Raw genomic sequence first — 23,507 nt, 5'->3', positions numbered from 1 at the left:
GCGGATCGGCGCTGTTCCTTTTTCCTCCAACAATCAAAGGCGAACAATCCTCCCCGCACTAACACAGATCAGTGGCATCTCACTCCCCGCCGCCCTTCATCTGCGGCGCCCCGGAATTCTTTTCGGGAAACGTTGCCCCCGGAGCCCATATGCCCGGCACGAGGATGGACTTGGGCCGCTCCGGAATCCCGCGCTCCCCCTGATGCAACGCCGCCACCAGAAAATCCACCGCCGCCTCTCCGACGTGAAAGGAATCCTCGTAAATGCCGGCCAGGCCACCGTCCGATGGTTTTGGCACGCTTGCGCAAGCCACCGCCAGATCCTGTGGCACCCGGCAACCCGACCTGGCGATAACCCCCAGCAGACGTGGATTGCCCGTGATCACCGCATCCGGGCGGTGCTCGTCATACCATTCGCGAAAGGCCTCTGCCGTGAGCACTTCCTCGTCGAGCGGCGGAATGCGGTCGCCGCGCCCGCACAGGTGCTGCTCCACCAGATACCCGGCCAGGAAGTTGTGGTCCGCGCGGGCGTCGGTGGTGAACGAATGCGCGAACCCGATCCGCCGGTAACCCGCGTGCAGCAGCCGGCGCATGATCTCCTTGACCGCCCGGAATTGCGTCGGCGCCACCGTGTGCAGAAGCGGGCTGGCAAGCGAATACCCGAAAGTCACCGATGCGAAACGCTCGAATGGAAACTCCAGCGTCATGTTGGGGCCGGGCTGCGGACATACGAGAATCCCCTCGATGTTGCGCGTGATGAAAATCCGGGCCAGCCGGTCCGCTGTCATGCCCCGCTGGGCGATGTCAAAAACCTCCACCTTGTAGCCGTGCTCCAGGGCGCGTTTGAGCGCGCCCACATGATAATCCCTGAACATCATCACCTCGTTCCACCGGCGCGAGTGAGGCGGGACAAGTTGCGTGTTCACGAGCCAGGCCAATACCCCCTGGTAATTTGCCGAACGGGATCGGGTTCGGTAATTTGCGAGCGCCGATAACATAGGGTCCGGCGCGTATCCCAGGCGGGCAGCCGCCTCGCGTATCCGCTGTCTGGTGGCGGGAGGGATGCTGGGGTGATTGCGCATGGCGAGCGACACGGTGGAGCGCGCCACTCGCGCCGCTCCGGCTACATCCGCCTGGGTTGCCCTGCGCAAATTACTCATCTGTGTCAGTAAGCCGGGCGTTGAAGCAGATCGTCAAATACAAACAATCCAGGCCCTCACCGTATCCTGTTGCCTGCAATCCGCCCCGCTCCCCGCACATCTGTCTTTCCTGCCAAACCACCACGTTTCATGAAACCCGCAGCGTTTCCCTCATCCGTCTCCAGGAAATTGTCCCCGCTTCCGGTGTTCTCCAGGAGGCGAGGCTTCACACTCATCGAACTGCTCGTGGTCATAGCGATCATCGGCATTCTGGCCGGGATAGCTTTCCCCGTGTTTCAGCGCGCGCGCCGGGCCGCCGACCGGGCCGTCACCACCAACAGCCTCCGCCAGATCGGCACCGCCATCCAGCTTTACACCGACGACTCCAGAGGGCGTCTCCCCGGTCCGTTCTGGACCTACAATTTTTCGTGGTACAGCACCAGCAACAGCGGCACGCTGGGTTATCGTCTCTGGAGCTATCTGAACATTCCCCAGCCAACCTCAAAAGTGAAGGAGGCTGCCATCCTGGCCAATCCCGCCAATACCCGCTATCGCCAGGATCCCGAAAGTCCCGTTTATGGTCTCCGGGATACGATCCCGGAAACGAACAATCCCGTTGAAGCCAATTATCCCAGGCTGACAAAAATCTTTGGGCAACAAAGCGGCTACGATCCTGACAACCTGGCCCACCAACCCAAAAACCTCTCGCAGCTTGCAGACTATCCCCTCTCCCGCATCTGGGCGATGTGTGACGTTGACCAGAAAAACGTGAGCCAGTCCCAATCACGCTGGTCGCAACTCCCCCCCGAACCCGTTCTCGGCAACATCCGCATGGCGCTGTTTTTCGATTGGCACGTCGCGGCCGTCCCGGTCAATCCGTGACCGTCTTCTGGCTGCCTGGCCAAAGCTTCGGCTTGCCAGCCACATACCTCCCTCATCCGGGGCCGGTACGAAAGCCACTCCCCCGAGGGCAGCCGGTTTTGTCGTGCGAGCCCCGATATCGACTGCGCCGCACCCCGCCGGGTCCGGCAGCAAACTTGACCCGGACAGGTTTCTCGCAACCTTCAACGTCATGAGCACGATCACTGTCATCCTGGAACCGGATGCAACCGGCACCTTGCATTTGCCGGTGCCGTCCGGGATGCGACATGGCAAGGTACAGGTCACCGCCATTCTCACGCCCGTACCCGACACCGGAACGCCCCCTGTGGCTGACCGCAGGAAACATGCTTTCGACGCCCTGCGCCGGATCGCCGCTCGCGGCGGCCTGTCGCCCTTCCGCGACCAGGATCCCGTTTCCTGGCAACGCGAAACGCGCCGTGACCGGCAATTGCCCGGACGCGAATAATGAGGCTGCTCGACAGCAACATTCTCATCTATGCCACCCGTCCCGATCAGGACTGGCTGCGCCTCTGGCTGGAAACGGAGCCTTTCGGCATCTCCGTCGTATCCCGCATCGAGGTTCTGGGCTATCACCGCATCACCTCCGAAGAACTGGCCGATCTCCAGCTCTTCTTGGCTGAAGCGACCGAACTCTCGCTCGATGACGAAGTGGTCACCCGGGCCATTGCCATTCGCCAACAGCGCAACACCGGTCTTGCCGACGCCATTATCGCCGCGACAGCGCTCGCATACGACTGGGAGCTGGTCACCCGAAACGTGGACGACTTCCGGCATGTGCCTGGCCTGAAGCTGATCAACCCATTCGACGACAAACCTGGGATTGTCTGATGAAAATCTGTATAAAGGCGAGCCCGGTATCGTCTTCACATTTATTCGAAGCAGGATGCCTGTAAGGCCGGGTTCGTTACACCAAAGCGCACGCGCCCATCGTCAGTATCCTTGATACATCGCAGATCGAACCGGAGCACGTCGCCGACACCTGCGATGGCGTAACGACACCGTTGCCGTTCAAATCTGCGCCAGCCGGTACGCCAGCGGCGTCATGCCGAACTCGCGCCTGAACGCCGGGATAAAACTCCCTGCCGAAGCGAACTGCGAGCGTCGTGCGATTTCGACTACCGGCAGCCGCGTCCTTCGCAGGTCCAGCGCCGCCTGGGCCAGCCGCTGCCGTCGGATAATCTGCGCCGGCGTCCCGCCCTTCCATTGTTCGCTCAGTTTCCGCATCGTGTGCGAACGCGAATAGCCGATCTGTTTCGCGTAACCCGTGATCGTCTTGATACGCCGGAAAAACGACGGCAACGCCACCTCTCGCATGTCCGGCAACACCGCCTGCCCGCGCGCATCGACCAGCGGGCGCACTCGCCCCGAATGCAGCAGTTCCCACCACGCCAGCAACCATTCGTAACCCGAACGCGACATTTCAACCGACGGCCTGTTCCGGTGCTCGTTCCATTCGCGCACGCACTGCCTCGCCAGCCTCACCGGACGCGACGCCAGCGGCACCATCGCCGCCCAACCGTGTGCCGTGCCCAATGCCAGCAACGCCTCATTGCCCCAGTCGCAACGCACCTTCACCCACACCCGTCGCCACGGCCTCCCCGACGGTGTCATCCAGCGCCCCTTCGACGGGCTGGAATACACCACCACCATCCCCGGATGCACCGTCAGCGAATACCCTCCGGTCTCGAACACCGCCTCCCCCTCCAGCGTCACCACCCAGTGGATACCCCGCGTGATCTTGTTGATCGAAATATCGAACGGCATGTTGTAGGCCTTGTCCGTCTCACCCCCGTCGCACTGGAAGTAGGCTCCGCCCCATACCGTTGCCGCCATCACATCCTCCCCTGCCGGCAGCACCCGCAGCTCTGTCGGCCCTCTCCTCCGCCTCTCTTCCATCACCCGCATGATCGCATTCCCGCCCGCCTTCGTCCCTCTCCCGCCCGTCCCCTTTTTCCCGAGGACACGCGCCTGCGTCGGCGTCATGCCCATGGCCCGGCGAAACGCCTTGGAAAACGACGACGCCGATGCAAACCCGCACCGCCACGCCACCTCTCCCGCTCCCGCCCCTGTCGTGGCCAGCAACTCCCGCGCGTGCTGCAGCCGCAGCGCATGCAACACCTCCCCGGCCGGGCGCCGCCACGCCTGCTGCAGCCGCCGCGCCAGCCACCCCGGTGTGCAACCCAGATGCGCCGCCAGCGCCTTCACCGAATACCCGTGCGCCGCCCCCTCGGGCAACAGGTGATCGATTCGCCCTCTCAGCAAATCCTGCAGGTGCACCTGCCGCTCTTCCAGCGTCTCGTGCAGCGCCGCCAGCCATCCGAACACCCGCCTCGACATCACCTCGCGCCTCGCCCCCGCCTCCGCGGCCGCCGCCAGCGCCCGCGCCGCCCGCAAAGCAGGAGAGCCCGGCGGCAACCGCACCATCCGCCCGAAATTCTCCTCGAGAAAATTCACATAATCCGCCGCCAGCGGTCCGGCGAAGGTGAACTCCAGTCCCGATGCCCCTGCCCTCTCCGCCGCCTTTTCCTCCTCCCGCCCGAAACGATCTGTCACGCCCGGCCTCCACACCGATCCCGGCTCCAGTCGCATCGTGCCGAACGTCACCTGCCCCCGCAACCACACCACCTGCCGCACCGTCGCATCGCCGGAGACCCGCCCCCTCTTCCCTCTCTCCTGCTCTCCGGCAACCACGACAGCCCCTCGCCATCCGATCCGCCTGCACGCCGCCAACCCGAACAGCACCCGTCCGGCCGCCTTTTCCAGCGCCTCACGGTCACAACAGGTCGTGCAAAATCTGGTCATGAAATTTTCCGGGAGTCCGGCTTTCTGTCCGGAAATGAGACAAAAATTGAATTTTTGCAGGCAAGGAAAATTGTCCGCAGCCCCGATTCGGGTTATCGTTGCCCTCGATGTTATCCATCCCCCGCAACCACCGCCCTGTATCGCCGGCCCGGCTCTCTCCCGTGTGCCTGCCCTCTGTCGCCGCGGCTTTTGTTTTCCTCGCCCTGGTTCTTCCCGCCCTCCTGCACGCCGAGGTCGAGCTCTGGCGCAACGGGCAGCGACAACCGGCCCGTTTCCCCACCCTCCAGTCCGCCGTCGATGCCGCCCGACCCGGAGACAACCTCCGGATCCTCCCCGGCATCTACCACGAAAACATCCGCATCACCGGCAAACACGCCCCCGCCGACAATCCGATCACGCTCGAACCTGCCAATAACGCCCCCTCCTCCGTCATCATCGACGGCGCCGACCCCGAACTCCAGCGCGCCTCCCCCGCCGCCCCCCTCAACCGCTGGCATCCGCTCCCCGATCCCGCCCAGGGCTGGGAAGCCGACGTGCCCTGGACCTGGACGGCGCGGGAATCGCGGGCCCTGCTCACGTGGGCCTCGCATGCCGACGACCGTCTCATCGCCGCGCACCACAATGAGGATTTTTTCCTCCGCGGCCCGCGCGGGGACGCCCTCTGGCGCACCGGCGGATCGGGAGGAAAAGTGCGCCTCCGCCTCGCCGACGGACGCGACCCCAACGCCGTGCCCCTCAACATCGGCACGGCCGAAGGCATCATCCAGCTCACCGACAGCACCGGCTGGATCATCCGCGGCCTCACCCTTCGCCACGCCGGCTTCGCCGGCGTCCATCTCAACGGCTCCGGCGTCACCGACATCACGCTCGAAGACCTCACCATCCGCACCGCCTTCCGCGGCATCTCCACCGAGGAAATCAAAAATCGCTCCAGCCGCATCACCATCCGCCGCTGCCGTATCCAGAATTTCTGGAACTTCGACTGGGAATGGCGTCAGGGCTACCGCGATACTCTCTCCTCCAGTGACGAGGAAACCGCCCCCATGCGCGGCCACGGCATCCGCCTCCGCGCCGACGATTCCGAAATCGCCAACTGTGAAATCGCCGGCGGCTGGGACGGCATGAGCGTCCAGGGCCGCAACATCACTCTCCACCACAACCTCGTTCATCATACCAGCGACGACATGATCGAACTCGAATCCAACAACACCGCCAACCTCCGCTTCCACGACAACGTCGGCTTCAAACTTTTCGTCGGCATCAGCATCGTCTCCGACCGCCCCGGCCCCATCCATATCTATCGCAACCGCATCCAGACCACGGATACGATCCGCGTGGAAGGCGAGACCCGCCGTTATGGGTATCCGATCAAAATGGGCAACGACTGGGGGCCTGGTGCGCATGGCATCTATATTTACCAGAACACCTTCGTCAGCAACGGACGCAGCGTCTTCGTCGCCACCCGCCCCCCGCGCTACCGTCCCGAGAACTGGCGCGACCTCGCCTTCGCCAACAACATCTTCCAGCGCAATCGCCGCTCCGCCCCCGTCGGTTTCGAAGGTATGGGACCCTCCACCAACAACATCCGCTGGGAAGGCAACCTCTTCACCTGGGATGCCGACCTCAACCGCCTCGCGGAAATCGACCCCGCCTTTGCCACCGCCGGCATCGTGGCCGACCCGCGTCTCACCGATCCCGCGTCCAGCCCGGTCGATGCCCGCCTTGCCGCCGCCGACAGCCCGGCCCGCGCGAGCGGCAGCCGGCTGCCGCTCGAATCCGGCTGGCCCGATTCGTATCCACCTCCTGCCGACAGCGCAGCCCGTCCTGATATCGGCGCCCTCCCCTGGGGCTCCGAACCTTCTCCCGCCGGACCCGGCGTCGACCTTTACTGGCCCTGGCCCAAAAACTGAACCACACAACCACCTCACGCCGATGCATACCCGACTCCCAACCCGAAACCCTGAACTCCGGACTGCGCGGCGGAGCTGCGCCGCCTTCACGCTGATCGAGCTCCTCACCGTCATCGCCATTATCGGCATCCTCGCCGGCATCATCATCCCCACCGTGGGACGCGTCCGCGAAACCGCCCGCGCCGCGCAATGCATCAGTAACCTTCGCCAGCTTCAGGCTGCTGCCATGCTCTGGATCGGCGACAACCGGGACAAAATGCCCGATGCCAAAGCATGGTGTTACAACGAAGGCTCCAGCAACTATGCCTGGTCCGGCCAACTCAGCCCCTACCTCAACTTCAAAGCTCAAAAAAACCTCGACTGGAAGAACACTCCTTCCCCGATGAAGTGCGATACCGGCTTCCTCAAAAATCCGCCCTCCGCGTCCATCCATTTTGGCCGTACCTACAGTATCAATACCTATGCCACTGCCACGATGGACGACGGCTCCAGACTCAAGGACCGCGACCCGCAATGGGGTTATGTCAGCCGCCTTTCGATGATCGAGCATCCCTCGCGCATGGCATTCTTCATGGACGGCGCGGTCGCCGCGGGCGGCGGCAATTACGTATCCAATGTCAGCCACAGTCACGTACCCGATAGTGGCTCCCCTCCTCTCCAGTACGTCCACCGCGACAGCATCAATGTCGTCTTCATCGACGGCCACGTGCAGCGCATCAGCAAAGCCGACATGCAGGCCAACTACGCCACCAACGAGACGCCCTTCTGGCGCTTCGACAAATAGCCGCATCCATCCCTCTCGCAAATCTGCCGCCATCCGGGCGGCAAGCCACTGCTTTGTCCGTCTCTCCTGAACCATGAAAACGAAACTGCACCACCTCCCGCCCATCCCGACAACAGCCGCAATCGCCGTCCTCCTGACGCTTGCCTCTCCTGCGCTTCATGCACAGGCGACTCTCAACGGGACGGATGCCTACACCCAGGACTTCGATACGCTTCGCACCCATTCTGGCAGCGGCACCACTACCTTCACCTTTACCAACAACAGCACGCTGGCAGGCTGGTATTCGACCGTCGGGGGCAGCAACAGCGGTCGCGCCAGTTCCGGCTCCCAAGCCACCAGCGGCACGATTTACAGCTGGGGCCCGTCCGATGGCACCGACCGGGCGCTCGGACTTTTCACCGGCAGCGCCGACGGGTTTACCTCCACCGCCTGGCTCGGCCTCCAGCTTCAAAACACGTCCGGAGCCACCATCGACTCCGTGACGCTCACTTTCGATGTCGAACAGTGGCGACGTAATACAAACCCCACGACATGGGCGTTCAGCTATCTGGCAACCGCGGAGAGCGGCAGCCAGCTCACGGCCGCCGGCTATACGACGAACCCGCAAGGAAACGTCACCAGCCTGGTCACCGGCTCTGCCAGCGGACTCAACGGCAATGCCGACGACAATCGCCGGACGGTCAGCGTCACGCTCACCGGCCTCGACTGGCAGGCCGGCGGGTATCTCTGGCTCCGCTGGGGCAGCGACCAGCCCGCAACTGCCGCCGGTCTCGGCCTCGACAACCTCAAGGTCGAGGTCGCGCCCATCCCCGAACCCGGAGCTGTCGCCCTGCTGGCAGGGTCGCTGGTTCTGCTGGCCGGATTCGCCTTCCGTCGTCGGAGAGCGGGCTGACCCGCATCTTCCAGACAAAAGGCGTTCGCAGCTACGGACACGTGTGATATATCCGGGCAGCTCATCCCGCTTCGACAGGCCCGGATTCTTCCCTCTTCAATCGCCCGATTTCGGCACGGGATCAAACCGCACCGCCAGCCGCACGTCCGGCGATTCGGGAACAAACGCAACCGTGAGCACCGACACACCCGGATTCTGTTTTTCCGCCTTTGTCGGCGGTCGGGCGGGTTCCGCTGAAAACTTCGCCTGGGCCGGAACCGGAGCCGCCAGCGTCACTCGCAGCTTGCGTCCGGAGTGGACGAGCGTCGCCACCCGGCCGTCGGGGGAAATGGTAATCCTCGCAGGCGTTAGCATCCGCCACGCGAGCGATTCGCCCGCGCGCAACCCCTCCACCTCGTCCTCGATCAGGACCGCCTTGCGACCCGGCATCGAAACCCGACGCACCATTCTGTCTGAAAAACCCGGATACGCAGACGTCAGATCCACCGCCGCGACGCCGCCTTCCGGCGACGTTTCGAACTGTGTGACCGGCGCCACCGCCATCGGCGACTGCAACGCGTCGCCCGGCGTCAGCGTGTTGTGGCTGCGATTGTTGAGCCGGTAATAGTTCCAGCGCCGCCCGCCTTCATCCATTTCCCAATAGCCCGGCAGGCCGTAATTTTCCGATCCCAGATCGACGGCCCAGCGCACGCTTCCGGCATCGAGCACAAAAGAGCCCAGATCGAGGTGTCCGTGACTCACGCCGTTGGCGCCGCCTTTCAGGGCAACCCACAATGCAGCCGGATCGGTTGCGTGACTGCGCATCACCACAAAATCGGCCTCGCCCCGGAAATGCGCGTCGAGCGGCACGGATAATGCCGGTTCCATTTTACCGCCGGACTCAGGCACCGTCTGCTCCGGGAAAAAAATCGCGCAGAAAACCAGTCCGCGTCCGCCGATGCCGGGCGGCAGCGAGCGCGCGTAGCCGGACGGAGCTGCGCGCAATTTTGCCTGCAACCGGCGCCGCACTTCCGGCAAGGCATCCGGCACTCCGAAGCGCCGGGCGAGCCAGACGAGCGCCGGCAACGCCGCCTCATGGTCGCGCGCAGGGCCACCGTCACCAAAATTGAAGGACACGCCGCTCGGTCCGAAAAGTTGCAGGCCGTAAAATAGCGTCCGGTCGAAGCCGGGGTATTGCGACAATCCTCCGTCGCCCTGCGGCGTGTTCTCCAGCATCGCAAGCGTATTGACCAGAAACGTCGTTCCGTAGCTCCAGTAAGTCGGGCCCTCCGGCCATGCGCCGTCCGGCGCATAACCGGCCATCGCAGCCGGAATCGACTCGCGGGCGCCGGCCAGCACCGTTTCCGCAAGCACGGGCTCCTCGTCGCGCAAAGCCAGCGCCGCCGCGACAAAACCGCCATTGCAGACAAAATTCCAGTTGTTCGTCGTCTTGGCCGAGGAACCGAAAGCGGACCAGTTCAGTCTGCCTCGCCCCGACCGATCGTAAGCCGCCGGGGCCATGCGCAGGAGGTTTTTGACGAGCGCAGTCCGGATGATGGCGCCCTCTTCCCCGGACAAATCGTCCCGCAGCCACGAATAACCCAGCGCCACGCCAAAACCCATCTCGGTCACATCCAGAAAATGCCGCGGATTCCAGTCGGGGAACCCGCACACGTTGAGCAGGTCGCGCCGCGCAGCGTCACGATGACGGCTGTCACCGTCGAGTCGATACACAAAGGCGCTGGTGATGATGCGGCTCGCGGCGGCTCGCGCCTGGTCGAGCATGTCGCGATCACCCGGTTTCCAATACGTGTTGGGCGGCAGCGTCAGGTTTTCCCGGGCGGCGGCGCGGATTTCCGAAAGCAACTCAGCCATCAGCGGATCGGTCTTTTCCTGCTCGCGGATACGGGCGAGGTCTGCGTCGGAGAGAAGCAGGCGCTCAGGCACGGGCGACTCGCCGGCCGCGCAGACCGCAAGAAGAGCGAAAAACAGGGACGCCAGGCGAAACGGGTTCATGCGAATGAAAATCCGGCGGAGGGGACTCCTGAAAATTAACCACAGAGACACAAAGACACAGAGAAAACCGGAAGAGGAGATTTTTTATATTTTGTATCTATCAATTTAAAAACGAGTTATTTTTTTCTGTTCTGTGAAACTTTGTGTCTGTGTGCCTCTGTGGTGAAAATCTGTTTTTTCAGGAGTTCCCCGGAAGATCATCGTATCCGGTTTCTCATGGCAAGCAGGCCGAGCGCCGCGCCGCCGAGAAGCAGCGCCGCCGCGCCTGGCTCGGGGATCGTCGATCCCACGGCGGTGACGGTGAATTGCAGCGTCTTGCCGTCGGCCGAGTAGCCGAACGTGCCGGCCCAGCCCGCGGCAAGGCTCTCCTGCGAGAGCGCGTATTCGGTGAGCGCAATGCCGGCACGGGCGTCGGCGCCGAAGTGGATCAGGTCGTAGCTTACACCGGCCTGTGCGTCGCCCGCGTTGGTAAAGTTGAAAAAGATACTGTCGGCCGCGCCGCTCGATTGCCCGACCATCGAGGCGTCGACCAGCGTGACGAGATCGCCGGTGTCACCTGAGCCGAGCGTGAAAAGGATCGTCGCCCTGCCCTCGAAGACGAGCCCCTTGCTGGTCGTGGTGCCGATCCCGTCGAGCGTTATCCGACCGGCATCGAATACGCCGCCATCCTCAATCGTCAATGCCTTCGCGCCACCCAGGTTAAAAGTGCCGTCGAGTCCGAGCGTGGCGCCGGATTTTACGACGAAATCCCCCTGGTTGACGTTCTGCCCGCCTGCGCTGTCGCTGCCGAAGACACCGACGAGATGGAGTGTGCCTTGCTCGACGGTCGTCGTGCCGGCATAACCGCTGGCGGAGCCGGCGCGGATCGTGAGGCTGCCGGCGCCGGCCTTGGTGAGTGCGAGGCTGTTGTTGCCCTGGCTGATCGTGCGGCTGCCAATATCACCGGCAAAGATGGAGTCTGTGACCTGCTCGATGCGCAGGGTACGGACGCCGCTGTTGGCGCTGAAAACATTGGCCAGAGCGATGCGCCCGGAACCGGAGAGCGAACCGATGGTGGCGGCGCTGGCGGCGAGTCCGCCATTCAGGAAGAGCGTGCCTCCACCGAGGACAATGCGGGTGCGGGTATCGGTGCCGGTGAAGGCCGCTCCGGCGGCTGCGTCTTTCGAATCCGCTCCGAGGTAGAGGCCGGAACTGGTGTTGGAGAAACTGTTGACGGTGATCGTGCCGTTATAACCGGTGGACGCAGCGACATGTGATTCAAGAAACACGCGGAGCGAGGCGGCGCTGTCCGTGTTTTCCGAAAGGGAAAAGTCACCGCCGCCGCTGGCGCCGTTCGCACCGGTGATGCGGAGACCGGTATTCCCCCCGCTGCCCGCGCCGGTGTGCGTAAAGGTTGCGCCATTACGGATCACCAGGCTGGAGGCGCTCACATAGCTGCCGCCAAAAGCGATGGCGGCGGAGGGCGTGACAATCACGGCATCGTTGCCGGCTCCCCAGGTGGCATACGTTGCGCCGTCCTCGGCAGCCGCCCAGTTGGCGTTGCTTGCGTTGGCCCAGACGAGGCCGGCGGCGGTCCGGTTCCAGTATTGGGTGTCGGCGCGAAGGGACGGCACCGGGGCTGCGAGCGCGAGCGTTGCGATTACGGCGAAACAGGCGACAGGAACGCCACGGGTAACGGGCAGGGTTGTTTTCATGATGCGGGTCGGTTTTTTGTTGATTGCCCCGACACCGTGCCACCCGGATGCAGGCGACGGAAAGCATCTCCGGCCTAACACTGGTTAGATCATCGGTTCCCCACCGGCCTTTTGCCTGTTGCGGAGGGAAACCGTGCAGGCACCGGGCGCAACCGGGCCGGCATTGCCTCACGCGGGATCATCGTCTCTCCATCCTGCCAGAATCCGTCGATGAGGATCGTGCGCGGCACGGCCGGCACACCCCGCTCGTTGTGATAAAGCATCGAGGCCAGCGTATCCACAGCGGTACGACCAATCTCGTATTCGTTCTGGTTGATTCCGGCGGACCGGTTGTAGCTTTCGTCAGGATTGGTCCGCACGGAAAGACGCACCAGGGCGAGATCCTCCGGCACGCGCACGCCGTTCTCGCGAAGGAGCGCGGGCAGCTCGGCGTAATGCGAGATGAGCGCGTCGGGCCGGTGGCGGCGAAACCAGGGGCGCAGTTCGTCAAAATCCTCGCGCCGCAGCGCCTTGGCGGGATGGACCTGCGCCGGGACCCGCTCGGCTTCGGGGAGCGTCATCTGCTCGCTCAGAAAACCGGTCAGAAAGCTGCGCCGGGAACGTTCGTCGAGATCGTGCGAGATCAGAAAACCGATCCGGCGAAACCCGCGTTTGCGCAGTTCACGCAGCGCAAGCATGCTCGAATACGCCTGGTAGTTGGTAATGATATGGAGCCGGGGTGACGTGAGGCTGAAACCGAAGGTGACGGCGGAAAACGGCGCGAAGTCGAAGGCCACCGCGCCTGGTTCGGGCAGCGGCGCGAGAAGCAGGCCCTGGATGTTGCGCGCCTGCAACACGCGCGCCAGTTGCCTCAGGCTTTCGCGCGATCGCGTGGGCGGAAACACATCGAGCCTGTAACCGAGCTCCGCGGCGCGCGCCTCGGCTCCGGCCCGGTAACCGAAAGGCTCGCGCACGGATTTCTCGCCGGCGAAAAAATTGATCCATGCCAGCGTCGCGCGGTAGCGGGGACCGGTTTTGTCGCGTCGGTACTCGGCCAGCGCCCGCAACATCGGATCGGGCTGATAACCGAGCCGCTCCGCCAGTTCACGGACACGCGCCTTCGTGGCGGCGGCCACCGCCGGATGATCGCGCAAGGCGAGCGATACGGTGGCGTGTGATACGCCGGCCTGCCGCGCCAGGTCACGAAGGGAAACCCGCCGGGTGCCGGGTGTCGTGGCATCGACGGAACCGGTGTCAGAAAAGGAGATATTCGCATCGGCGGCATCCATTTAACCAGTGTTAGATGAAGCCTGCTTCCGGGCGAGTCCGTTTTCCGCACAGTACCCGTCATGCATTCGACATCGCCCCGTTACCATCGACTGAAAACCCGCTGCCGGCATCGGCCGCACCGGCACGCTTTCACCCTGATCGAGCTCCTGACGGTCATCGCCATCATCGGCATTCTCGCCGCCATCATCATCCCGACTGTCGGCAAGGTTCGTGAAACCGCCCGCAAGGCGCAGTGCGCCTCCAATCTCCGGCAAGTCGGCATGGCGATCATGGCCTACGCCGGGGACAACAAGGACCGGCTGCCCGGTCCGCTATGGGTCGGCATGCACGCCTTTTGCGGCAACAACAACGATACCGCCCTGCTCGGCAATGCCATCGCCCCCTACGTCAGCCAGGCGCTCCCGGAAAACCCGGCGGAAAAACGCCTCATGCCCGTCCTCACCTGTCCGGCATGGCTCGCGGCCACCACCGACAAGGAGGGCAAATGTTACACGATGGTCAGCGATGCCTCCGACCTTTTGCACGATGGCACGACCAGGCCACCCTTTGGCGTGAAAAACTCCGCTCACAACCCCAGGCGCATCACCGAATTTGTCTCCCCTTCCACGGCCGCGGCCATGATCGAACGTGATAAACCGGCGGACTCCGGCGTCACCAAACCCGTCCACGGCAATATCCGCAACCAGCTCTATCTCGACGCCCACGTGAAGGCCGTCGCCGTTCAGTGACAGCCGGATAACCCGGCAGCGGTTCTTCTTTCCCGATCGGTCAAAAACTGGAAGCGTGAATCGGATGGCCATGCCCTTCCGTCTCATCGCCCACCGCGGCGCGCCAATGCGTGCGCCGGAAAACACACTCGCTTCGTTCCGCATCGCGCAACAACTCGGAGCCACCGAGATCGAGACCGACGTCCAGCTCACCACCGACAACGTCCTCGTGCTCTGCCACGATGACACCCTCGCCCGCTACCGTCTCGGCGACCGACGTGTCGAGGAATCGCCCTACGGAGCGGCGGCGTCCCCGCCGCCGGACGGGACGACACGAAGCGCGGCAGCGCGGAGATGGCGCACCCGGAGGGTGCGGCCTGAAGCGCAGTGGAAGGCCAGACTTGGCCGGGTGCCCGCAATGCGGGCGGACAGGTCTGCAACCCCGCAGGATTGGGCGCGCTGGCGTGCGTCCGGCGGCGGGGACGCCGCCGCTCCATCAAACCAGCATGTCCGCGCCACTACGCCTCTTTGCGAACTGGATTTCGGCTCCTGGTTTTCCCCGGCCTTCGCCGGCGAACGCATCGCCACGCTCCCGCAACTCCTCGACACCCACGCCGCCGATTTTTTGTTTCACATCGAGCTCAAGGGCGCGCATCCACGCCTCGCCGCCGAAACCCTCGCGATCCTCGACGCCCGAAACCTGCTCGGCCGCAGCGTGCTCACCTCGTTCTCACTCGAACAACTCCGCCGCGCCCGCGCCGCCTCCGCCAGCATCCGCCTCGGCTGGCTCGTCCATGCCATCGACGAACCCGTGCTCAGCGTTGCCGGAGAACTCGGGCTTTTCCAGATCTGCCCCCTCGCTTCTGCCGCCACGTCCGATGCCGTGGCCCGTGCCCTCCGCGTCGTCCCCGAAGTCCGCGCCTGGGGCTGCCCCCGCGAACCCGCCGCCGCACGCGAGACCGTCCGTGCCGTGCAAGCCGCCGGCTGCATCGGTATTACCACGGACGAGCTCGGCTGGTTCCGGGACACAAAACCTGCCTGATACCAAAGCCTTCAGATTTTTACACAAAGGCCGCAAAGAGCGCAAGGGATTGCCAGTTACCTTCTTCGCGTCCTTTGCGGCCTTGGTGTAAAATCAAAAACATTCGGGACCCTGGTATGAGAGAAAAACAAACATGGGCCGCGCCAACCGCTGACAGTCGTCACTCCAAATCAGCCCGATCCCTCCACACCTGAACCAGCTTTCCATAAAGCCCGCAACGTCGCCCCTTCCTCCCAGTCGCCACCCAGCATCACGGTTTTCGGGCGGTTCGGCACGCCCTGCTCGTTGAGGTGCAGTTGCTCCGCCACCAGATCCAGCGCCATCGCGCCCAGCAAATCGTGACGCCGGTTCACCCCGCTCACTTCCCGCCCCGTCTGCGCGCGTTGTGTCCGTCCCCGCCCCTGCAAATCCAGATCCACCAGACCCACATCCTCCGGCACCCGCCATCCCCGCTGCTCGATCCACTCCGGAACATACGGATGCACCGTGATCACCGCATCCGGTTCATGACGCTTCATCCAGTCCCCCAGACCGGCCGGTCCCTCCGCAGGTGTTTCGCCCTCCCAATAAAAAACCGGCACACGCCGCGCGGCCTCCTTCCCGCGGAGCAATGGCAGCGACAAAAAACCGCCCGACCAGCGATGATTCGTGCGCTCGTCGCTCAACCGGTGCATCACCAGCCCGATCCGCCGGTAACCCCGCGCCACCAGTTTTTCTACCGCCAGTTGCATCGTGAGAAACTGGTCGTTGGCCACCCGGTGCAAAACCGAGGCCGTGTAGCTGTATCCGATGGTTGAACACGCAAATCCCGACCAGTCGAAATCCACCTCAGGGATCGGATCTACCAGCGGCGCCATGATGATACCCGGGATGCTGCGCGCCCGCAGCAACTGCCGCATCCGCGTCTCGCTCATGCCTGGTTCATCCAGCCGGAACCGCTCCACCTTGTAACCCAGCTCCGCCCCGCGCGCCCGCGCCCCGGCGAACATCGCGCCCAGCGGCATCCCCGGATCGTCGAACTGCTCCGGGTTCGGATTCGAAAACAGAAACGCAATCACCGGCCCGTTCCGGTCCACCCCGGGGTTGTCCCTCCGGCCTGCCCTCTTTCCCTTGCCCATGCGTGACCGTCGCAACGAGGCCATCAGTACCGACAACATCGGATTCGGCCGATACCCCATCTTCGTCGCTATTTTCTGGATACGCTGACAAGTTTTCTTCGGAAGCCCCGGATGGTTTTTCAACGCCCGCGATACCGTCACCACCGACACATCCGCCCGTTTCGCGATGTCTTTCATCGTCACTCGATTACTCATATAAAATCATCTTAATGTCTTTTACTTCAATATATTCAACAAATTTTATGTAACGGATTTCATTAAATCACCTTCGACACACTCTTCGATTTTCAGCACCACTCCCGCCATTAACTCCGATTCCCCTTCTGTCGCCGCATATGCGTTGCCTCATTCTCTGCATCACCCTTTTCCTTTCTCTTTTCACCTCGCGAGGTCCGGGTGCGCCGTCTCCTGCTTCTCCCGTAATCATTCAGCCCGACGCCTGGCCCCACGCATTCGTTGAACTCCTCCTCCCAACCCCCGCACCGTCAGCGTCTTTGTCTCCACTCGACGACTTCGGCCCCATCCTGCTCACCTCCAAAGGCAAATTCCTGAAGCCCGGTGATTATCGCGTCACCATCGTATTCCGAACAGGCGATGCCACGCCCGGCAATCCCCTCCGCCTCCTCTGCGAAGTCCGCGCCGATGCAGGCCCTCCGACGCACACCTTCACCCTCACTGCCGAAATCCGTCCGGAGCCGCACGCTACCCGGGTCATCCTGACTCTCGAAAGCCTCACCGGCCGTTACCGGGGAGTCCATCCCGGCCACCTGCGCCCGGAAGTCGCCACTGACCTCATCGGCTACAATGTTCCCACCCGCTACACGGGGCCTGCCGGTTTGCGCACCAACTACCAGTATTACGTCAATAAAAACGGTCCCCTCCGGCAAACCGTCCGCCGCGGACTCAATGCCAAAGGCAAACCCAAATGGCATGTCCAGCCACAGGATGCGCTGGCCGCCATCGACCAGCAGGAGACCTGGATCCAGAAAATCCTGCGCACCACCGGCACCTTTTCCGACCAGCTTACCTCCGGCGGGGAAGGTTGGCCCTACGTCGAATACACGCCCGGGAATCCTGCTGCCGGCACCATCCGCGGAGCCCGCGCCGCCCTCCGCGAGCAGGCCGTCCGCATCAAACAGCATGTCCCCGGCCCGCTTCTCTCCGAAACCGGCAGCAGTCAGTTTCTCCTCGGCGAGTATGTCGATTCCTGCGACTTCGGCATCTTTGAAGGCTATCGACGGCATTTCACGCCCGAACACAAGCTCCGCCGCCTCCACCACCTCTCCATCATGTATGGCATGGGCCTCGGTTACCGTTACTTTTTCGCTCCGCCCTACGCCAAAACCGACAAACAAGCCCGTGGCAACGCCCTCTATGCTGCTCCCTGGGGCCCCGGGTCCGATGATTACCGTGCCATGACCCTCGCTTACGGCAACGGCGCCTATCTCGATTACGCTCCAAATCGGATATGCCATGACAAAGCCCTGACTGAAGCCATGACCGTCGGCCTCCTCCAGCGCCATTATCTCCTCCAGACCGTCTCCGAAATCACCTATGAAACCCCCGAAGGCTGGCAATCTCTCGAAACCATCCTGCTCTCCGGGCTCAATCCATCCCGCTTCTGCGACCGGATAAAAATCACTTGGCAAAACGGCCTTGTCATCCTCGTCAATCGCAGGACCGGCGCGCCGCCTCTCCCGGCAACGCTCCCCCGCTTTGGCGACATCGGGATACCCCCTCACGGATGGGCCGCCTACTCGCCCGGCGGCGATATCGAGGCATTTTCGGGCATCCCCGCCTCCCTCGCCGGCGATTCCCCTGAAAACGGCTCCCTTCCGCCGTCCTTAACGGATGAATACCCCAACGGGACTCCGTATTACAGAATTGACTACGTCAACGACTCCACGCGCCGGATTATCTTCATCAACCCGAGGCTCACACGCTACCGCGGCCTCCCTGCCGCCACCCTCTTCGAAGAGGGCCGTCAGGTTTACCAACTCCCTCCGGAACTACGCCATCATCCCGACAATCTGAAGCCGCCTGTCTTCTCGCAACCGCCATCAATCACAAAAACAACCGAAACATAACAACCACAACCTGCCATATCCTGGCCCCATGTATATGAAATTCATCGCCCTCGCCTTCGCCGCGGTGCTCGCCACCGCTCCCGCCCTCCACGCCCAGATCATCTACGCCGACACGTTTGACGGCACCAACAACGCCGCTCTGGGAACGACTTCAACCGGCGGTTACAGTTGGAAGTCAAGCGCGACTTCGTCCTACATTTTTTATTACGACAACGCCGCACGCATGGCCTACAGTCAGGCCAGTGCCCCAAGCCTGGCCGCCTACGTGAACTACAGCTTGGACGACATCCGTGACTATGACATCAGCGTTGACTTGCGCATCCCGTCAACGGCGTCTCTCGCTCCATTCGCTATTCTTGCGCCCCGCACCGAAGCGACCGCCGCGACCGATCTTGCCAGCCTTACCGGCGCTTATTTCTTCCGCCGCAGCGGAAGTGACAACAAAATCACCATCACATGGTGGGACGGCAGCAACGAAACCACCGTGGCGACCTCGATTCTCACCGTGGGATCGGGAGGCACGGGTTCTGATAACTTTTTTACCGTCAACATTCAGGTCAGGGGAGATGCCATCACCTTTGTTTCCTATGGCAACGAAACGCTCAACGACACCCGCTCCCTTTCCAGTTCGCTCTACAACAACGGCACTGCCGACTACCTCCTGTTCGGAAACGCGCCCGGAGGCACAGGCACTGCCAGTATGAATTTCCGCTTCGATAACCTCACCGTCACGCAAATTCCCGAACCCGGAACCGCAGCCCTCTTTTTTGGCGCCCTCGGTCTGCTCGCCTCACTTGCGATTTGCAAATCGCGCCAAGGGTAGAGCGATCCAAATCGCGATGCCTCCAGTTAATCCACAGGGTGCACACATGCCCGCAACCGGTTCCCGGATTATGCCGAGGATCATGATCCGCCGCCTCAACCTTCGCGTCCCGTGGAGAATCATCCCAATATTCCTCGCCGTGCTCGCGGCGCTGCCAGCCTCCGCTGGCCCGGCCTCCCCACGATTCGCTGCGCCGCTTCCCGAGATTACAGTGCCCCGCGCCACCAAATCACCAATACTCGACGGACTTGGCACCGATCCCGCCTGGAGCCGTGCCACCCACATCGAACTCCACGGCTACTGGAGCGCTCCCACGCAGCCTTCTGCCTCCCGAACGCGCGTCTCACTCCTCCACGATGGACAGTTTCTTTACATCGCCTTCGATTGTGAAGATCGTGACATAATCTTCACGCGCACCGCGCACGACGACCAGACCTTCCGGGACGATTGTGTCGAAATCTTCATCGGCGCACCTGATGAACGCCTTTCCGATACCGCGTGTCTTGAAATCAATGCCATCGGAACCCTCGCCGACTACTACTATCGCCACGCCGACTGGATTAACCTTCGCTACGAATCTCACGCCCGCGTTGTCGCCTCCCGTCAGCCCGCGTTTTCCGACCTCGCTTCCGACAAACACCCGCTCCCCGGTTATCGTCTCGAAATCGCAATCCCCTTTCGATCCCTTGTATCTATTGTTACGTTACTGGACAAAAATCCCGGTCCCCCTTTGCCGGGTCGGCTTCGCGCCAACTTTGCCCGCTGGGATCGCGCCTCCACCCCCTCCGCTCCGGCCCGCTTCACCATCTGGTCCGATCCGCAGTTTTCCATGCCTCACCCCCATCGACCGGATCGCTACGGCTGGCTCAATCTGGAATCATAAAATTTTTAAAATAAATATTTAACGTAAATTCCGTGAAACGGATTACATAAAAACCATATCGCATCCTCTCCATGAGAAACCAGTCTGTTTCCGGATAAAACCTCTCCTGTCATGCACCCTATGCCCCACCGCCACAACCACCCTGCATCCGCCTTCACACTTGTGGAGCTTCTCACCGTCATTGCCATCATTGGCATCCTTGCCGCCATCCTCATTCCCACCGTTGGACGAGTTCGCCAGACAGCCAACGCCGCCGCCTGTATGAGCAACATGCGCCAGGTTGGCCTGTCCATCCTGCTCTACACCGATGGAAACAAGGGACGCCTGCCCAATTCCAACAATCCCCGCTGGGATGCCGTCGCGATGGCTACCTTTACCGGCCAAAACATCGATTCAGCCCCCTACAACGCCATTCTCCGCTGCAAAGCCGACACCATCGTCCGCACCACCAGCAATCCCGACGAACTCCGCTCCTACTCCATCAACGCCGTGCTGGTCAACTACGACAACCAATTCCGGAACGAAACCATCTGGGGTCCGGGGCGTCCCGCCGCCAACACCGGCATGTTGCTCGGCGACATCTCCACTCCAAGCCGCGTCGCCCTGCTCCTCGAACGGCACGATCCGCTCAACACCTACCAGACCGGCAACCTTGTCGCCACCACCAAGCTCTTTGACTACCACCAGGGCGGCATGAACGTCGTCTTCTGCGATGCACGCGCCGCTCGTATCAAAAAAACCGCAGAGCTGGACGCTGCCAGCACCCAATACACCGGTCTCAACAACTTCCAAGCCACCTACGCCCGCGTCCAATAGCATCCCCCGTACCGCACACACATCCACTGCCTGTCCGCACAATGACCCGCTACCTTTGCACAGCACTCATCCTCGTGATGTTCCTTTCCCGACACGGCCACGCCGCCACGGTTTCCATAGACGGAGGCGAGCAGGGCCTTGCCCTTTTCACTCCAGGCCAAGCCATCCGGTTTGACGCCATTCCCCCGCACACTTCGGTCAAGATTCACGACGTCACCGGCCGCCTCATCACCGAAACCACCCCCCTTCCCGTCACGGCCTCACACACTCTCTCCACTCCGTTGCCCCCCGGATGGTATGAAAGCCGGACTGGCGATCTCGCCGGCAGTTTTGTGGTCGTGCTGCCCCGCAAGCACCTGCGCAGCATTGTCGGCCTCGACGCCCATCTCGCCGAAACAATGTCCGGAGGAGAATCGTTTGGGAAAAACCTGCCCCGCCTGCTCGCCGCTGCGAATGCCTCCGGCGCCTGGTATCTGCGCGACCGCTTCCGCTGGCGTCGCTTCGAACCCGCCGAAGGCCAGTGGGACAACGCTCTCTTTGCCCGCGTATTCCAGCCCCAGCTCGACGCAGGCTTCGAACTGGTCCTCGCCATTGAGGGCAATACCGACTGGTCTCCCGCCATTGCAGGCCAACGCCTCTCGCATCCGCGCAAAGAGGCATGGCAGACACTCCTCGCACGCCTGACCCGCGACTACGCCGGCAAACCCGTATGGTGGCAGGTCTGGAACGAACCCAACCCCATTGGCATTGCCGGCTCTCGCTACCCCGGAGGCATCACCGCCACCAAATACGTCGAACACTTCCTGCGCCCCGCGCACGAGGCCACGACCACCGCCGCCCGCGCTACGGACGGACGTTCTCCGCTGCGCCTCATGGTCGGCGGCTCGGCAGGCATGGACCCCGACTGGCAAAAAGCCATTATTCAGGCCGGAGCCCTGAACTACACCGGAGCCTTTGACCTTCACCCCTACTCGGTCACTCCGCGGCAATTCGAACAACGCATGCGCGACGTGCTCGGCTACCTCGATGCCGCCGGTTTCGGCGGCCCGGTATTCGGAACCGAGTTCCACAGCAAGACCCCCGATGCCCTTGCCCAGATGTATGTCACCTGGTTTGCCCTCGATGCACGCTTGCGTGCCGGCGCGCTCTTTTACTTCGATCTCATCGACTGGAAGACGGCCAGCAGCCTCCAGCCTCCCCTGACCATGGGGCTCCTGCGCACCGACTACACCCCGAAACCCATGCTCGCCGCGATGAATATCGCCGCCAACCGGCTCGCCGGCGCCAGCCCCATTCGCACCGTCATCGAATCGGATGACGCCTCCGTGCACCTCATCAAGGATTCCGACGGTAAAATTTTCGCCACCGCCTGGTCGCACTCTGCCACGCAACTCCTCACCCTGCGCACCCGCGCTCGCGAGATCACCCTCACGCCAGCCGCCGGCGGCCTCCCGCTCCGCCTCGACACCGTCAACGGTCTGGCCCTGATTCCCCTGAGCGAAAAAACCTTCGCTTACATCGACGGCGACATTCACGACCTCCAGCCCGCCCCCGACCTTCTCAAACCCGGCTCCCCTCAATCCATCGTCCGGAAAGGCCACCCTCTGTGCACCCTTCCCCTCGCCTTTCGCAACCCTCTCGACACACCACTCGCCTTCGACATCGCCGTGGAAACACAGCCGGACAGCCACCTCTCCGCCCGCCTCTCCTCCACGGAACTGACACTCAAAGGCAACGAAGTAGTTGATATATCGCTACAACTATTCCCCGAATCCGGCGAGATCGAGTCACGCGAACACACGATGACTCTGGTGCTGCGCCCGCGGATTTATCCCGCTTCGGATATCCGGCTTCCCCTGACGCTCGGCATCGACGACGGCAGCCGCCTCTCCGTCTCCATTGAGCGCGCCCCCGATGGGAAACTGGGCCTCCTCGCCGTCAATCTTCAGGACGACTCATCCGTTCTCCGTCTTGCCGCCTTTGCCTCGGGACAGGAACTGAAACCCGCCGGCCACAAAGCAGGAACATATCACTTTGCCCTGCCATTCGAAATGACCCCCGAAAGCCCCCCCGTTTCCGTATCCCTGAAAGTCGGACGTGACAACGGCATTGACTACCGCCTCTCCCTGAACGCAAGCATGATGGACGCGGTCACAAGCGGCTTGGACACCCAACTCAAGCAGGATCGTCCCCTCAATCGCTATCTGGCGCAGCCTTTCCGCAACACCTCCAGCACCCTTTCTTCCGTGGCTCTCCGCCTCAACAACCGGGCGTCGCAGTCACGCTCCGTGACCGTCGCTCTCCGCAAAGCCCGGCCCGACGGCGAGACCATTGCCAGGGCGACCGTTGAACTGCCCGCCCAAAGCGGAGGTCAATGGGTCTCCTTCAATTTCCCTCTCGTGCGCAACATGGAGATTGGCGAAACCTGCTGGATCGTCACCGAAACCGCCTTCCCCGACAATCTGACCCGCTGGACCGGCCGCAATCCGTGGAAGGAACGCCCCGCCGATGCCCGAGGCAGTTTTGAAGGCGCCGCGTGGGGTCCCCTTGAACCGGCGGATTTCAGACACATGGGTTTCGCTCACCGAATCTTCCGCTGATTCGCAATGCCAAACCGCCTACTCTCCGGAAACGGACTCCCAGA

General features: G+C 62.7%; 19 protein-coding genes. 13 read left to right on the top strand and 6 right to left on the bottom strand.

Annotated elements, in window-relative coordinates; genetic code table 11:
- Positions 1-79: 79 nt before the first annotated feature.
- Complete coding sequence (locus OPIT5_14555; GenBank protein ID AHF91252.1) at positions 80-1,159, bottom strand: LacI family transcriptional regulator; 1,080 nt, start codon at positions 1,157-1,159, stop codon at positions 80-82.
- Between the two features lie 168 nt (positions 1,160-1,327).
- On the opposite strand from OPIT5_14555, the gene OPIT5_14550 reads away from it, so the two are divergent.
- From OPIT5_14550 to OPIT5_14540, 3 genes are all read left to right on the top strand, one after another.
- Complete coding sequence (locus OPIT5_14550) at positions 1,328-2,020, top strand: N-terminal cleavage protein (GenBank protein AHF91251.1); 693 nt, start codon at positions 1,328-1,330, stop codon at positions 2,018-2,020.
- 190 nt (positions 2,021-2,210) lie between these two features.
- The gene (locus OPIT5_14545; GenBank protein ID AHF94399.1) at positions 2,211-2,486 is read left to right on the top strand and encodes a hypothetical protein; all 276 of its coding nucleotides are present in this window, start codon (positions 2,211-2,213) and stop codon (positions 2,484-2,486) included.
- 89 nt (positions 2,487-2,575) lie between these two features.
- Positions 2,576-2,869 (top strand): twitching motility protein PilT, encoded by a 294-nt coding sequence (locus OPIT5_14540; protein AHF91250.1) that lies wholly within the window; start codon positions 2,576-2,578, stop codon positions 2,867-2,869.
- A gap of 180 nt (positions 2,870-3,049) precedes the next feature.
- Here the strand turns inward: OPIT5_14540 and OPIT5_14535 are convergent, their stop codons facing one another.
- Positions 3,050-4,879: an AraC family transcriptional regulator gene (locus OPIT5_14535; GenBank protein AHF91249.1), complete on the bottom strand. Its 1,830-nt coding sequence runs from the start codon at positions 4,877-4,879 to the stop codon at positions 3,050-3,052.
- 71 nt (positions 4,880-4,950) lie between these two features.
- Here OPIT5_14535 and OPIT5_14530 point away from each other — a divergent pair, with 71 nt between their 5' ends.
- From OPIT5_14530 to OPIT5_14520, 3 genes are all read left to right on the top strand, one after another.
- A complete protein-coding gene (locus OPIT5_14530; protein ID AHF91248.1) occupies positions 4,951-6,753 on the top strand; it encodes a hypothetical protein in 1,803 nt (600 codons plus the stop codon).
- A 22-nt stretch (positions 6,754-6,775) separates the two neighbouring features.
- The gene (locus OPIT5_14525; protein ID AHF91247.1) at positions 6,776-7,537 is read left to right on the top strand and encodes an N-terminal cleavage protein; all 762 of its coding nucleotides are present in this window, start codon (positions 6,776-6,778) and stop codon (positions 7,535-7,537) included.
- Positions 7,538-7,610: 73 nt separating this feature from the next.
- Positions 7,611-8,429: an endonuclease gene (locus tag OPIT5_14520; protein AHF91246.1), complete on the top strand. Its 819-nt coding sequence runs from the start codon at positions 7,611-7,613 to the stop codon at positions 8,427-8,429.
- Between the two features lie 96 nt (positions 8,430-8,525).
- Here OPIT5_14520 and OPIT5_14515 read toward each other — a convergent pair whose 3' ends face one another.
- The 3 genes from OPIT5_14515 to OPIT5_14505 all read right to left on the bottom strand — a co-directional run bounded on the left by OPIT5_14515 (position 8,526) and on the right by OPIT5_14505 (position 13,386).
- Entirely contained in the window at positions 8,526-10,424 is a 1,899-nt protein-coding gene (locus tag OPIT5_14515) for a heparinase (GenBank protein AHF91245.1), read from the bottom strand.
- Positions 10,425-10,621: 197 nt separating this feature from the next.
- Positions 10,622-12,118, bottom strand: a complete 1,497-nt coding sequence (locus OPIT5_14510; GenBank protein AHF91244.1) for an autotransporter — start codon at positions 12,116-12,118, stop codon at positions 10,622-10,624.
- 89 nt (positions 12,119-12,207) lie between these two features.
- The gene (locus OPIT5_14505) at positions 12,208-13,386 is read right to left on the bottom strand and encodes a LacI family transcriptional regulator (protein AHF91243.1); all 1,179 of its coding nucleotides are present in this window, start codon (positions 13,384-13,386) and stop codon (positions 12,208-12,210) included.
- A gap of 60 nt (positions 13,387-13,446) precedes the next feature.
- Between OPIT5_14505 and OPIT5_14500 the strand changes: the two genes are divergently transcribed.
- Entirely contained in the window at positions 13,447-14,115 is a 669-nt protein-coding gene (locus OPIT5_14500; GenBank protein ID AHF91242.1) for an N-terminal cleavage protein, read from the top strand.
- Between the two features lie 64 nt (positions 14,116-14,179).
- Positions 14,180-15,136 (top strand): glycerophosphoryl diester phosphodiesterase, encoded by a 957-nt coding sequence (locus OPIT5_14495; GenBank protein AHF91241.1) that lies wholly within the window; start codon positions 14,180-14,182, stop codon positions 15,134-15,136.
- 170 nt (positions 15,137-15,306) lie between these two features.
- On the opposite strand, the gene OPIT5_14490 is transcribed toward OPIT5_14495, so the two are convergent.
- Positions 15,307-16,449 (bottom strand): LacI family transcriptional regulator, encoded by a 1,143-nt coding sequence (locus tag OPIT5_14490; protein AHF91240.1) that lies wholly within the window; start codon positions 16,447-16,449, stop codon positions 15,307-15,309.
- A gap of 299 nt (positions 16,450-16,748) precedes the next feature.
- Between OPIT5_14490 and OPIT5_14485 the strand changes: the two genes are divergently transcribed.
- The 5 genes from OPIT5_14485 (at position 16,749) to OPIT5_14465 (ending at position 23,463) form a co-directional block, all read left to right on the top strand.
- On the top strand, positions 16,749-18,341 hold the full coding sequence (locus tag OPIT5_14485; protein ID AHF91239.1) for a hypothetical protein: 1,593 nt from the start codon (positions 16,749-16,751) through the stop codon (positions 18,339-18,341).
- A 34-nt stretch (positions 18,342-18,375) separates the two neighbouring features.
- Entirely contained in the window at positions 18,376-19,164 is a 789-nt protein-coding gene (locus tag OPIT5_14480) for a hypothetical protein (GenBank protein AHF94398.1), read from the top strand.
- A 46-nt stretch (positions 19,165-19,210) separates the two neighbouring features.
- The gene (locus OPIT5_14475; protein ID AHF91238.1) at positions 19,211-20,047 is read left to right on the top strand and encodes a hypothetical protein; all 837 of its coding nucleotides are present in this window, start codon (positions 19,211-19,213) and stop codon (positions 20,045-20,047) included.
- Positions 20,048-20,167: 120 nt separating this feature from the next.
- Positions 20,168-20,863: a hypothetical protein gene (locus OPIT5_14470; protein ID AHF91237.1), complete on the top strand. Its 696-nt coding sequence runs from the start codon at positions 20,168-20,170 to the stop codon at positions 20,861-20,863.
- Between the two features lie 41 nt (positions 20,864-20,904).
- Positions 20,905-23,463 carry a hypothetical protein gene (locus tag OPIT5_14465; GenBank protein ID AHF94397.1) on the top strand — a complete coding sequence of 853 codons (2,559 nt, stop codon included), beginning with the start codon at positions 20,905-20,907 and terminating at the stop codon, positions 23,461-23,463.
- Positions 23,464-23,507 lie beyond the last annotated feature (44 nt).

This window comes from Opitutaceae bacterium TAV5 (genome assembly GCA_000242935.3).
Taxonomy (GTDB): domain Bacteria; phylum Verrucomicrobiota; class Verrucomicrobiia; order Opitutales; family Opitutaceae; genus Geminisphaera.
This window is presented reverse-complemented; position numbering and strand designations above follow the sequence as displayed.